This window comes from Paraburkholderia strydomiana, from assembly GCF_031456815.1.
In the GTDB taxonomy this organism is placed as follows: Bacteria; Pseudomonadota; Gammaproteobacteria; order Burkholderiales; family Burkholderiaceae; genus Paraburkholderia; species Paraburkholderia caledonica.
In genome coordinates this window covers 1-11,781 of the sequence record NZ_JAVDVL010000004.1, presented here as the reverse complement: position 1 = coordinate 11,781, position 11,781 = coordinate 1, and the positions used below count along the sequence as shown (strand labels likewise).

Annotated in this window: 11 protein-coding genes and 1 pseudogene; 8 read left to right on the top strand and 4 right to left on the bottom strand. The window is 61.9% G+C overall.

Features of this window, described 5'->3' with window-relative positions; genetic code table 11:
• The first annotated feature begins 83 nt into the window (after positions 1-83).
• From yajC to secF, 3 genes are all read left to right on the top strand, one after another.
• Entirely contained in the window at positions 84-413 is a 330-nt protein-coding gene (gene yajC / locus J2W46_RS12635; protein WP_020069679.1) for a preprotein translocase subunit YajC, read from the top strand.
• A 117-nt stretch (positions 414-530) separates the two neighbouring features.
• The gene (gene secD, locus J2W46_RS12630) at positions 531-2,591 is read left to right on the top strand and encodes a protein translocase subunit SecD (RefSeq protein WP_087750842.1); all 2,061 of its coding nucleotides are present in this window, start codon (positions 531-533) and stop codon (positions 2,589-2,591) included.
• An 18-nt stretch (positions 2,592-2,609) separates the two neighbouring features.
• Positions 2,610-3,560: a protein translocase subunit SecF gene (gene secF / locus J2W46_RS12625; RefSeq protein ID WP_020069677.1), complete on the top strand. Its 951-nt coding sequence runs from the start codon at positions 2,610-2,612 to the stop codon at positions 3,558-3,560.
• A gap of 137 nt (positions 3,561-3,697) precedes the next feature.
• Here the strand turns inward: secF and J2W46_RS12620 are convergent, their stop codons facing one another.
• The 4 genes from J2W46_RS12620 to J2W46_RS12605 form a co-directional block, all read right to left on the bottom strand.
• Entirely contained in the window at positions 3,698-4,975 is a 1,278-nt protein-coding gene (locus J2W46_RS12620; protein ID WP_020069676.1) for an MFS transporter, read from the bottom strand.
• Between the two features lie 320 nt (positions 4,976-5,295).
• A complete protein-coding gene (locus J2W46_RS12615; RefSeq protein ID WP_020069675.1) occupies positions 5,296-5,868 on the bottom strand; it encodes a YceI family protein in 573 nt (190 codons plus the stop codon).
• Between the two features lie 63 nt (positions 5,869-5,931).
• On the bottom strand, positions 5,932-6,495 hold the full coding sequence (locus J2W46_RS12610) for a YceI family protein (protein WP_110402670.1): 564 nt from the start codon (positions 6,493-6,495) through the stop codon (positions 5,932-5,934).
• Between the two features lie 8 nt (positions 6,496-6,503).
• A complete protein-coding gene (locus tag J2W46_RS12605) occupies positions 6,504-7,064 on the bottom strand; it encodes a cytochrome b (protein ID WP_310354169.1) in 561 nt (186 codons plus the stop codon).
• 375 nt (positions 7,065-7,439) lie between these two features.
• Here J2W46_RS12605 and J2W46_RS12600 point away from each other — a divergent pair, with 375 nt between their 5' ends.
• The 5 genes and pseudogenes from J2W46_RS12600 to J2W46_RS12580 form a co-directional block, all read left to right on the top strand.
• A complete protein-coding gene (locus J2W46_RS12600; RefSeq protein ID WP_020069672.1) occupies positions 7,440-8,219 on the top strand; it encodes a paraquat-inducible protein A in 780 nt (259 codons plus the stop codon).
• 7 nt (positions 8,220-8,226) lie between these two features.
• Positions 8,227-8,877 (top strand): paraquat-inducible protein A, encoded by a 651-nt coding sequence (locus tag J2W46_RS12595; protein ID WP_020069671.1) that lies wholly within the window; start codon positions 8,227-8,229, stop codon positions 8,875-8,877.
• A complete protein-coding gene (locus J2W46_RS12590) occupies positions 8,870-10,528 on the top strand; it encodes a PqiB family protein (RefSeq protein WP_310354166.1) in 1,659 nt (552 codons plus the stop codon). The genes J2W46_RS12595 and J2W46_RS12590 overlap by 8 nt, the downstream gene beginning before the upstream one ends.
• Positions 10,525-11,307, top strand: a complete 783-nt coding sequence (locus J2W46_RS12585) for a PqiC family protein (RefSeq protein ID WP_310354164.1) — start codon at positions 10,525-10,527, stop codon at positions 11,305-11,307. The genes J2W46_RS12590 and J2W46_RS12585 overlap by 4 nt, the downstream gene beginning before the upstream one ends.
• 265 nt (positions 11,308-11,572) lie before the next feature.
• Positions 11,573-11,781 (top strand): annotated as a pseudogene (locus tag J2W46_RS12580) (IS256 family transposase); the annotation flags it as partial.

Genomic DNA, 11,781 nt, shown 5'->3' with positions numbered 1-11,781 from the left:
CGCCGCGCCGACGCGCGCAATGCCGGTGGTAGAATAACCGGCTGATTTTTTTGATTGAATTGATCTATAACGGAGAGACCAACGTGTCGTTCATTTCCAATGCCTTCGCCCAAGGCACAGCCGCAGGTGGCATCGAATCGAACTTGATGAGCTTCCTGCCGCTGATCCTGATGTTCGGCGTGCTGTACTTCATCATGATTCGCCCGCAAATGAAGCGCCAGAAAGAACATCGCAACATGCTCGCCGCCATGGCCAAGGGCGACGAAGTTGTGACGAACGGCGGCATCGTCGGCAAGGTGACCAAGGTGGGCGAGGCTTACGTCGGCGTCGAAATCTCGGAAGGCACGGAAATCACCGTGCAAAAAGCGTCGGTCACGACGATTCTCCCGAAGGGCACGATCAAGTCGCTGTAAAGGCCTGCTCTCTCGCGTCCGGCGCGGCCTCGCCGGCGATCAGGCAAGCAGACGCCGGATCGCCCGCGCTCATCGCCGGGCGCATCGCTTTCAAGCCAACCTTCCGTTGGACTACTCATGAATCGTTACCCCCTCTGGAAATATGCCGTGATGCTGGTGGCTCTCGTCATCGGCCTCGTGTACACGCTGCCCAACCTGTTCGGCGAAGCGCCGGCGGTGCAGGTGTCGAGCGGCAAGGCAACGGTCAAGCTCGACTCGACCACGCTGTCGGCAGTCGAAGCCGCGCTCGCAGCCAATCAGATCAAAGCAGACGACGTCACGTTCGACAACACGTCGGCCAACGCAAACATTCGCGTGCGCCTGCCGGACACCGACACGCAATTGCGCGTGAAAGACCTGCTGCAGAAGTCGCTGAACAGCGACCCCACCGACCCGCAGTTCATCGTGGCGCTCAACCTGCAAAGTGCGTCGCCGCGCTGGCTGACCGCATTGCACGCGCTGCCCATGTACCTCGGTCTCGACTTGCGCGGCGGTGTGCACTTCCTGCTGCAGGTCGACATGGCGGGCGCGCTGAACAAGAAGCTCGACTCCGACGCGTCGGACGCGCGCACGCTCCTGCGCGACAACAACATTCGCGACGGCGGCGTGAACCGCGTCAACCAGACGGTGGTGATCAATTTCGCCGACCAGGCCACGGCGGACAACGCAGCGAAGCAACTGAGCCGCAGTATCAGCGAGCTCCAGTGGACGTCACAGAACGGTACTGACGGCTCCGTGCAGCTCGTCGGCACCTTCACGCCGGCTGTGCAAAGAGCCGTGCAGGACGCCGCGCTCAAGCAGAACATCACCACGTTGCATAACCGCGTGAACGAACTCGGCGTGGCCGAGCCGGTGATCCAGCAACAGGGCGCCGACCGCATCGTGGTCGAACTGCCGGGCGTGCAGGACACGGCGAAGGCGAAGGACATCATCGGCCGCACGGCAACGCTCGAAGCGCGCCTCGCCGACCCGGTCAACACGCATCCGAATCCGTCCGACCCGGTTCCGCCGGGCGACGAGCTCTTCACGCACGGCAACCAGACGCCGGTGCTGCTCAAGAAGCAGATCATTTTCACCGGCGACCGCATTATCGACGCGTCGGCGGGCTTCGACGAACATCAGCGTCCGTCCGTCAACATTCGCCTCGACTCGGCCGGCGGCCGCGCAGTGCGCAGCGTGTCGCGCGACAACATCGGCAAGCCGATGGCAATGGTGCTGTTCGAAAAAGGCAAGGGCGAAGTGCTGACGGTCGCAACCATCCAGTCGGAACTCGGCGATCGCTTCCAGATCACCGGCCAGGCCACGCCGCAAGGCGCCGCCGACCTCGCGCTGCTGCTGCGCGCCGGTTCGCTGGCCGCGCCGATGGACATCATCGAGGAACGCACGATCGGCCCGAGCCTTGGCGCCGACAACATCAAGAAGGGCTTCCACTCGGTCGTGTGGGGCTTCGCGGCGATCGCCGTCTTCATGATTGCGTACTACATGCTGTTCGGCGTGATCTCGATGATCGGCCTATCCGTGAACCTGTTGCTGCTGATCGCGGTGCTGTCGATGCTGCAGGCCACGCTCACGTTGCCCGGCATCGCCGCAATCGCGCTCGCGCTTGGTATGGCGATCGACGCCAACGTGCTGATCAACGAACGCGTGCGTGAAGAACTGCGCAACGGCGCGCCGCCGCAACTGGCCATCCAGAACGGCTACGCGCATGCATGGGCGACGATTCTCGACTCGAACGTCACCACGCTGATCGCCGGTATCGCGCTGCTCGCATTCGGCTCAGGCCCGGTGCGCGGTTTCGCGATCGTTCACTGTATCGGCATTCTGACGTCGATGTTTTCGGCAGTGTTCTTCTCGCGCGGCATCGTCAACCTTTGGTACGGCGGCAAGAAGAAGCTGAAGTCGCTGGCAATCGGCCAGGTGTGGCGTCCGGAAACGGCGCCTGCGGGCTCTGCCGCTTACCTCGGCACCGACGACGCAGCGACCGACACGGCGCAGGCCATGCGTGCCGCGTCGGCCGCCGCCGTGAAGCCAAAGGCGCCGGCCGCTGCCGCGCAGTCGCGCGCGGGCAAGCCGACCGTACGCCGCCGCAATGCACAGGGCACGCCGAACACGCCGCAGAAACCGGGTTCATCCCGCTGAGTCCCGGAGAACAAGACCATGGAATTTTTCCGCTTTCGTAAAGACATTCCGTTCATGCAGCGTGCGTTGATCTTCAACGCAATTTCGCTGCTGACGTTCCTCGCCGCGGTGTTTTTTCTCGTGCACCGGGGACTGCATCTGTCGGTGGAGTTCACCGGCGGTACCGTGATCGAAGTCCAGTATCCGGGCGCCGCGCCGCTCGATCCGGTGCGCGGCACGCTGAGCAAGCTCGGCTACGCCGACGCGCAGGTGCAGAACTTCGGCACCTCACGCGACGTGCTGATCCGTTTGCCGCTCAAGCAGGGTTTGACGTCCGCGCAGCAAAGCGATCAGGTCATGAGCGCGCTGAAAACCGAAACGCCGCAGGTGCAGTTGCAGCGCGTCGAGTTCGTCGGCCCGCAAGTCGGCAAGGAACTCGCCACCGACGGTTTGCTTGCGCTCGCCTGCGTGGTCGCGGGCATCGTGATCTATCTGTCGTTCCGCTTCGAATGGAAGTACGCGGTGGCGGGCGTGATCGCGAACTTGCACGACGTCGTGATCATTCTCGGGTTTTTCGCGTTTTTCCAGTGGGAGTTCTCGCTGTCGGTGCTGGCCGCCGTGCTCGCGGTGCTCGGCTATTCGGTGAACGAATCGGTGGTTATCTTCGACCGGATTCGTGAGACGTTCCGCCGCGAGCGCAAGATGACCGTGATCGAAGTGATCAACCACGCAATCACGAGCACCATGTCGCGAACCGTCATCACGCACGGATGTACGCAGATGATGGTGCTGTCGATGTTCCTGTTCGGCGGCCCGACACTGCACTACTTCGCTCTGGCACTGACGGTCGGTATTCTGTTCGGTATCTACTCGTCGGTATTCGTTGCCGCGGCGCTTGCCATGTGGTTCGGCGTGAAGCGCGACGATCTGATCAAAGACAAAAAAGATCGCGTCGATCCGAACGATCCGAACGCGGGCGCTCAGGTTTGATCGCGTTAAAGTAAGTAACGCATTGGCAACAAAAAAGGCCGGTTCATCGCGAACCGGCCTTTTTGTTTGTGGCGTTGTCCTCAGCGCTTCACTGTCCGACTCGCCGGGCTCGCCGACTGACTGAAACCGCCGACATTCTACCGAAAGCCCAATTTGCGCCGCGCCGCAATCAGCGCCGCGACGCTCAAAAGCGCGGCAAAAATCAGGTAGTAACTGGGCGCGGCCTTCGAACCCGTAAAGCCGATCAACCACGCGATGATGAAGGGCCCGAAGCCGCCGAAAACCGTCACGGCGATGTTATAGGCAAGCGACATGCCGGTCGTGCGTGTCTGCACCGGAAACATCTCAGACAGCAAACCCGGCAGCGCAGCGAAATAGCCTGTCATGAGAAAGCCGAGCACCACCTGGAGTGCGATCAGCGTGCCAAAGGTTGGATGCGCGACGAGATACACGAACGCCGGATAAATCAGCACTAGAAGCAGCACTGCCGAAATCAGCATGATCGTGGTGCGCCCATGCCGGTCCGACAGATGCCCGACCACCGGCGCAAACACCATCTGAATCAAGCCCGTCAGCGCAATGGCGGAGAACGCGACCGAAGGTGCCAGTCCCAGTTGCTTCACGCCGAAGGTCGGCATGAACAGCACGAGGTAAGTCGAGACAGTCCCAAGCACCACCGCGCCGATTGCGATCAGTAGCCGCAGTTTCTGACTCGTGAACGTGTCGCGCAGCGGCGTGCTCGTCGTTTCGGCAGCGAGAAACTCCGGCGTTTCATCGAGCTTCGTGCGGATGTACCAGGCGACTGGTCCGATCAGGAGCCCGAAGAAGAACGGCACGCGCCATCCCCAAGACGCCATCTGGTCCGGCGTCAGATTGCCCGTCAGTGCGACGCCGAAACCCGCGGCAAGCAGCGTAGTGAGCCCCTGGCTTGCGACCTGCCAGCTTGCGAAAAAGCCGCGCCGCCCCGGCACATGTTCCGCGAGGAAGGCGGTGGCGCTGCCGAACTCACCGCCCGCCGAAAAACCCTGCATCAATCGCGCGATGACGAGAATCACGGGCGCGGCAATGCCAATGCTCCTGTAAGTCGGCAAAACCGCGATGATCAGCGTGCCGCCCATCATCAGCAGAATGGACAGCGTGAGCGCGGCCTTGCGCCCGGCGCGATCCGCATATGCGCCAATCACGATTGCACCGAGCGGACGCATGAAGAACGACACGCCGAACGTGCCGAGCGTGAGCAGCAGCGAAACGGTGTCGTTGCCGGCGGGAAAGAACAGCTTGGCGATGACCACGGCGAAAAAGCCGTAGACGACCAGATCGAACCACTCCAGCGCGTTGCCGATCGATGCGGCGATCACCGCCCGCCACGAATTTCGCCGGCTTCCCGCAAGGCTTGCTGCTGTCGTTGCGTTCATGCAGATCTCCAGTTTGCGCGAATATTATGGATGCGGACTCAGGTCCCATCTCGCCGTATTGGATGCGCGCACAACCAATGCGGTGCCAGCGCTCTATGTACCCGAAAAATTAAACCGAGGCGAGCGGCAAATTACGCGCCCGCGCCGCGTAAGCCTCGCACGGCGCGATGCGCGGCCGGCTCCATGAAAAAACCGCTTCGTCGCGGAAGCGAACGAAGCGGTCATATATTCAGCGAGACGCGAAGCGCTGTTCGTGCTGCGCCGCAACGGCGGCGTCATCGTGTCATTGTGAATCGGTGCGCATGCACGCACCTCGGCAGTTACTGTTGCTTGATGCCTTCAGCCTGAATGTGCAGCTTGGTGTCCATATTGAAACCGTACTTTGTGCCGAAGTCGATACCGTAGTCCGCACGGTCGAAATGACCGCTCGCTTCCACGCCGCACACTTCGCGCTTGAGCACCGGGTGCTGCATGCACTTGAACGACTCGACCTTCAGGTTCAGCGGCTTCGTCACGCCGTGCAGCGTCAAAGTGCCGATCACTTCCGAAGGCTTGTCGCCGTCGAACTTGATGTCCGTGCCTTTGTAGGTCGCGGCGGGAAACTTCGACACGTCGAAGAATTCAGCCGACTTCAGATGGTCGTCGAGCTTGCCGTTCCCGGTGGCGATCGAAGCGGGATCCACGTTCACTTCGACGGTACCCGTCTTTGCGGTGCGGTCGAGCGTGACAGTGCCTGAACTCTTCGTGAACTTGCCGCGCCACACGGACAGTCCGCCGAAGTGGTCTGCTTCGAAGCTCGGATAGGTGTGAGTCGGGTCGAGCTGATAAGTGTCCGCGGCGGCGAATGCGCTGAGCGAAACACAGGAGGCCAATGCACCGGCGGCGATCAACATGGATGTCTTCAATTCATGCTCCCAGTCAGTTAAAAACGGCTGCACTGAACCGCGCAGCGCAAGTTATTTATGTGCGGCGACGATATGAAACTTGATGACCACGTCATCGGCAACAACCGACGTGTCCTTCCATTCGCCCGTGCCGATGTCGAATTGCGAGCGCTTGATCGGCAACGAACCGTCGAACGTTTGCGTCGCGCCTTGCTGCGTCACGGTGACCGGCACCACCACCGTCTGCGATTTGCCCTTGATGGTCAGCTTGCCAGTCACTTTGTACTGGTTGCCGCCGGCCGGAGCAATGGCGCTGGAAACGAACGTGGCGCTGGGATAGGTCTTTGCGTCGAACCATTCCTTGCCGCGCACCTGATCGTTGTAGCTCTCGTCGCCGAGATCGTAGCTGCCGACGTCGATGTTCAGCTGAGCGCTGCCCTCGGCCGGCTTGGCCGGGTCGAACTTGATCTGCGCACTGAATTTGCCGAACTTGCCTTCCACCGGCACGTTCATCTGCTTGGACGTGGCCGTCACCGAACTCTTTGCGACATCGACCTGGGCCAGCGCGCTGCCAGTTGCGGTCAGCGAAACCGCGGCAAATGCGGCGAGCATATAGCGATAAAACGAGACCTTCATGGTTGTCCTTATTTGAGGAAGGGAAGCATGCGCGACAGCAAGCCGTCGCGGTCCAGCCACTGATGCTTGAGCGCCGCCGCTACATGCAGCCCGACCAGCACCAGCAATGTGTAATTCAGCACGATATGGACGTTCTTGAGCAATTCCTTCAGATGCGGGTCCGGCGCGATCAGACGCGGCAACGGAATCAACCCGAGATAGACAACCGGCACGTTCGCCGCCGAGCTGTACAGATAGCCGGAGACGGGAATCGCGATCATCAATACATAGAGCAGCAGATGCACGAGATGCGCGGCGCCGCGCTGCCAGGCGGGCATGCGGCGCGGCATCGCCGGAGCGCCATGCGTCGCGCGCCAGAGGATGCGCACGATGGCCAGCGCAAATACCGTCACGCCAATCCATTTATGCCACGAGAAATAGCGCAGTTTGGTCGGCGTAAAACCAGGGATGTCGGTCATCACCCAGCCGAGCGCAAAGCCGCAGACGATCAGCAATGCGATCAGCCAATGAAAGGCAATGGCAGTCCGCGTGTACGACTCCCGGCCACCGAATGAAGGGTTGTGTGCCATGACAGGTGAACGCTTGCTAAGAGAGGTTAACGGTGCGGCAGGCCCGGCTATTCCGTGCCGATGCAAAGTCTATCGGCGGATAACCCGGTGCCGCGGCCTTCGAGACACGCCAGGCCGCCATGCTACCCGAAGCGGAAAAAGCTGGCTGCGGCAACGCGAAATTTACCGAAAGGCGACCTAGGGCGCGCCTCGCCACGCCGTTGAACAATTGGGGACGGACGCTGTCAGAGCTTTCATTCACAAGGCGCAGCGCCCACGCGCGCGCCTGCAACGCGTTTGGTACTATTGCTGCACAAATTTTTTCGAACTGCGTTATTCGCCCACACTTGCGACCGGCATTGCACGCTTACTCACATATCGTTGGCCCGCTGCCGTATGGAAAATGACAACCTGATTGCGTGCCACGAGTGCGATACGCTATTCCGCAAGCCGCGGCTTGCGGGGCGCAAACTCGCGCGCTGTCCGCGTTGCCGTGCGACGCTCTACAGCGGCGTCTCGCGCAAGCTTGAGGGCATCAGCGCCATGACGCTTGCCGCGCTGATCACATTCCTGATCGCGCAGGGATTTCCCATCGTCGAACTCGAAACCAATGGCATTACCTCGCAGACCACGCTCTTCGGCGCGCTCGTCGCGCTCTGGAACGAGGACATGCAGATCGTCGCCGTCATGGTGTTCTGTTCGACCATTCTGTTTCCGCTCACCGAACTCGTCGCGCTGCTCTACGTTCTGATCCCGCTGCGCTCCGGCTATGTGCCTGCGGGCTTCAACCGCGTCTTGCGCGCTATCCAGTTCGTTCGTCCCTGGGGGATGATCGAAGTGTTCATGCTCGGTGTGCTGATCACCATTGTGAAGATGGTCAGTCTCGCGCGCGTGATACCCGAGGCGGCGCTTTTCGCGTTCGGCGCGCTGACACTGATGTTCGCCGTGGTCGTCACCTTCGACCCGCGCATTCTGTGGGATCTCGCGGACGAACTCGGCGCGCGCAGCCAGCGGCCGCTGCCGCGCAGTTCGGCCGATAGCGCGGCACTCGCCGTCGGCGCGGTTGCCGGCCCGCCCGCTCCGCCCGCGCTGCAAGTCGACGCGGAGCCCGGCGTAGACCGCGGCCAGGCCCCCGACGCAAGCCCCGGCGTACCGCCGGCGCCGCATCGAGGGTGACCCGCGCATGAAATACATCACCGCAAGACGCGCGGGCCTCGTCGCCTGCCACGCGTGTGGACGCGTCGAACCGCGCATCCGCTCGATCACGCCGCAGCATTGCTCACGGTGCGGCTCGCGCCTGCACTCACGCAATCCGGACAGCCTCATGCGCACGTGGGCGCTGCTGATCGCGGCGGCGTTGCTGTATATTCCGGCAAATTTGTTGCCGGTCATGCATACCTCGTCGCTGCTGGGTTCGGAGGACGACACCATCATGAGCGGCGTCGTGTACTTCTGGACGTCCGGCGACTGGCCGCTTGCGGTAATCGTGTTCGTCGCCAGCATCATGGTGCCGATGCTCAAGCTGAGCGTGCTCGCGCTCCTCACCATTACCGCGCAGCGCCGCTCGCGCTGGCGTCCGGAGCAACGCACCACGCTTTACCGGATGGTCGAACGGATCGGCCGCTGGTCGATGCTCGACGTGTTCGTGGTCACATTGACGGTCGCGCTGGTGCGCTTCAAGTCGCTTGCAGTCATCACGGCTGGACCGGGCGCGATCGCGTTCGGCTCGGTGGTGATCCTCACGATGATGGCATCCATGCAATTCGATCCACGGCTCATCTGGGACGACGTGGACGGCAGTACTCAAAAACCTCAGGATCTCGAACATGACTAGCCCGCCAGGACCGACGCCCGCCCCCGATGCGCCGCGCAACGATTCGAACGGACCGCAGTTGCCGCCCCAACTCCCAGACCCCCAGATCGAGCCGCGCAGCCGCTGGCTGCCGTCGCTCGTGTGGGTGATTCCCTTGATCGCCGCGCTGATCGGTATTGCGCTCGTCATCAAGTCGGCGACGGAAAAAGGCCCGACCATCACGATCAGTTTCGTGAGCGCCGAAGGGCTCGAGCCCGGCAAAACCAAGGTTAAGTACAAGGACGTCGACGTCGGCGCGGTGAAGTCAATCACGTTGTCGAAAGATCTTTCTCACGTGCTCGTACAGGTGCAGTTGACGAAGGAAGGCGAAGACTTCGCGGTCAAGGACTCCCGCTTCTGGGTCGTGCGCCCGCGGGTGGGCGCAAGCGGCGTGTCCGGGCTCACCACGCTCCTTTCCGGCGCCTATATCGGCGCGGACGCCGGCCATTCGCCCGACAGCGAGAAAAATTTTGTCGGCCTCGAAACGCCCCCGCCTATTACTGGCGACCAGAAGGGCCACCAGTTCATCCTGCACGGCGATTCGCTGGGCTCGATCGACATCGGTTCGCCGATTTTCTACCGTCGCGTGCAGGTCGGCCAGGTGGTGGGCTTCTCGCTCGATAAGGACGGCACCGGCGTGACGATGCAGGTGTTCGTGTCCGCACCGTTCGACCAGTACGTCGGCACCAATTCACGCTGGTGGCATGCGAGTGGCGTCGATCTGCGGCTCGATTCGAGCGGTTTCAAGCTGAATACGCAGTCGCTCGCGACGGTGATCGTCGGCGGTTTGTCGTTCCAGTCGCCGCCCGGCCAGGGCGTGGGCGCGCAGGCGCCGAACAACATGACGTTCCGCCTCGGTTCGGACGAAGGCGACGCGATGCGCGAGCCGGACGGCGAGCCGCTACGCGTCGTGATGAACTTCAACCAGTCGCTGCGTGGGCTGTCGGTCGGCGCTACGGTGGACTTCCGCGGCATCGTGCTGGGTCAGGTGACGAACATCGGCATCGACTACGATCCGAAGACGCGCAGCTTCACGATGCCCGTGACCATGAATATCTACCCGGACCGCCTCGGCAAGCGCTTCCGCGAAACGGCTCCGGCGCCGGGCAGCCTTGCTGGTCAGAACCTGTTGCAACAGCTGGTCAAACACGGTCTGCGCGGCCAGTTGCGCACGGGCAATCTGATCACGAGCCAGCTCTACGTTGCGCTCGATATCTTCCCGAAGGCGCCGCCAGCCACTGTCGACGTAGCACGCGATCCGCTCGAATTGCCGACCATTCCGAACACGCTCGACGAGTTGCAGCTTCAGGTGGCGGACATCGCGAAGAAGCTCGACAAGGTACCGTTCGACCAGATCGGCAACAACCTGAACAGCGCGCTCAAGAATGCCGATCAGCTCTTCAAGCGCCTCGACACGGAAGTCGTGCCGCAAGCCCGCGACACGCTGGCGGCGGCTAAGCAGACTTTCGGCTCGGCGGAGGCGACGTTGCAGCAGGACTCGCCGTTGCAGTCGGACGTGCATCAGGCGTTGCAGGAATTGACGCGGACGTTGCAGTCGCTGAATGCGCTGTCGGATTATCTGGAGCGTCACCCCGAATCGTTGTTGCGCGGTAAAGCAGGAGATAAACCATGATGTTTGGCCGCCTTTCCAGACTGTCCCGGCTTTCGCGCCTGCCGGGCGGGCCCGCGCGCAACTCTTTCCAAGCCAGTGCACTCGTCGCCGTGCTCGCACTGGCGGCGTGTGCATCGCCGAGTAGCCGGTTCTATACGCTCGGCGGCGCAAGTGTGGGCGCTTCAGGGAGCACGCCAGCGGGCGCGTCGAGCGTGCGTACGGCGGCGGCGCCGGCGTGGCTGATCGAAGTCGCACCGATCGACGTGCCGCCGCAAGTTGCCAAGACGCAGTTGGTCGTGCAGACGGGACCGACCCAGGTGAAGGTGCTGGAAGAAGAGCGTTGGGCGTCATTGCCGGGCGACGAACTGCGCCGGGCGTTGTCGACAAGTCTCACGCAGCAGTTGAATACGATCGATGTGTATGGCACCGCTTATTCGGATACGACGCCTGTGTATCGGGTCAGCGTGAATGTGCAGCGGTTCGAATCGTGGCCGGGGTCGCATGCGCTGATCGACGCGGTGTGGAGTGTGCGGGCTGTTCGGAGTACTGCTGTGATGACTTGTCGCAGTGTCGTGAGCGAGCAGGTCGGGAGTGGGTACGATTCGCTTGTCGATGGGCATCGGAGGGCTTTGCAGCGGGTTTCCGAGCAGGTGGCGGGGGCGTTGCGGGCGATGGCTGCTGCTTCTTCTACTTCTGCCGGTGCAGCTGCTGCTGGCGCTTCTTCTTCGCAGGCAAAGGGAGCGGCGCGGGTCAATGTGCCGGCTTGTCCTTCCGACGGGGCAGCTGTTGCTGCGGGGTAGGTTTCGAAGGTGCGTGGGTTCTTTCGCCGTTTAAACCCCTTGGCCTTTCCTTGATTTCACGGTGGTCTATTGGCACTGCCCCTGTGCGGGGCGGCACTTACTTTCTTTGCATGCCGCAAAGAAAGTAAGCAAAGAAAGCGGCTTTGCACCGCTAACTCATAAGCGGGTCCCCTGGCTCGGAGGGGGTAGCGGTGCATCTGGAATCTGGAGCCTGTCAGATATTTCGTGTGAAGAGGTCATGAGACGATAACGGAAATAACGTCCAATGACCGACACAAACGTGACCAAGAAGAGCAAGAACCCGAAGGCGCCGAAGCTGTTCCCCGATGAACTGATCGATCAACTGCTGGCGCAGGTGCAGAACAAGGATGCCGAGTCAATCCTCGGCGAATCGGGCCTGGCCGGGCAACTGAAGAAGCAACTGGCCGAGCGCATGCTGGCAGCGGAGCTCACGCACCACCTGCAAACGGAAGC

Bases quoted from the DNA above. Each gene is read 5' to 3' on its own strand.
- secD (WP_087750842.1), top strand. From the start codon at position 531: ATGAATCGTTACCCCCTCTGGAAATATGCCGTGATGCTGGTGGCTCTC.
- secF (WP_020069677.1), top strand. From the start codon at position 2,610: ATGGAATTTTTCCGCTTTCGTAAAGACATTCCGTTCATGCAGCGTGCG.
- J2W46_RS12620 (WP_020069676.1), bottom strand. From the start codon at position 4,975: ATGAACGCAACGACAGCAGCAAGCCTTGCGGGAAGCCGGCGAAATTCG.
- J2W46_RS12615 (WP_020069675.1), bottom strand. From the start codon at position 5,868: ATGTTGATCGCCGCCGGTGCATTGGCCTCCTGTGTTTCGCTCAGCGCA.
- J2W46_RS12610 (WP_110402670.1), bottom strand. From the start codon at position 6,495: ATGAAGGTCTCGTTTTATCGCTATATGCTCGCCGCATTTGCCGCGGTT.
- J2W46_RS12605 (WP_310354169.1), bottom strand. From the start codon at position 7,064: ATGGCACACAACCCTTCATTCGGTGGCCGGGAGTCGTACACGCGGACT.
- J2W46_RS12600 (WP_020069672.1), top strand. From the start codon at position 7,440: ATGGAAAATGACAACCTGATTGCGTGCCACGAGTGCGATACGCTATTC.
- J2W46_RS12595 (WP_020069671.1), top strand. From the start codon at position 8,227: ATGAAATACATCACCGCAAGACGCGCGGGCCTCGTCGCCTGCCACGCG.
- J2W46_RS12590 (WP_310354166.1), top strand. From the start codon at position 8,870: ATGACTAGCCCGCCAGGACCGACGCCCGCCCCCGATGCGCCGCGCAAC.
- J2W46_RS12585 (WP_310354164.1), top strand. From the start codon at position 10,525: ATGATGTTTGGCCGCCTTTCCAGACTGTCCCGGCTTTCGCGCCTGCCG.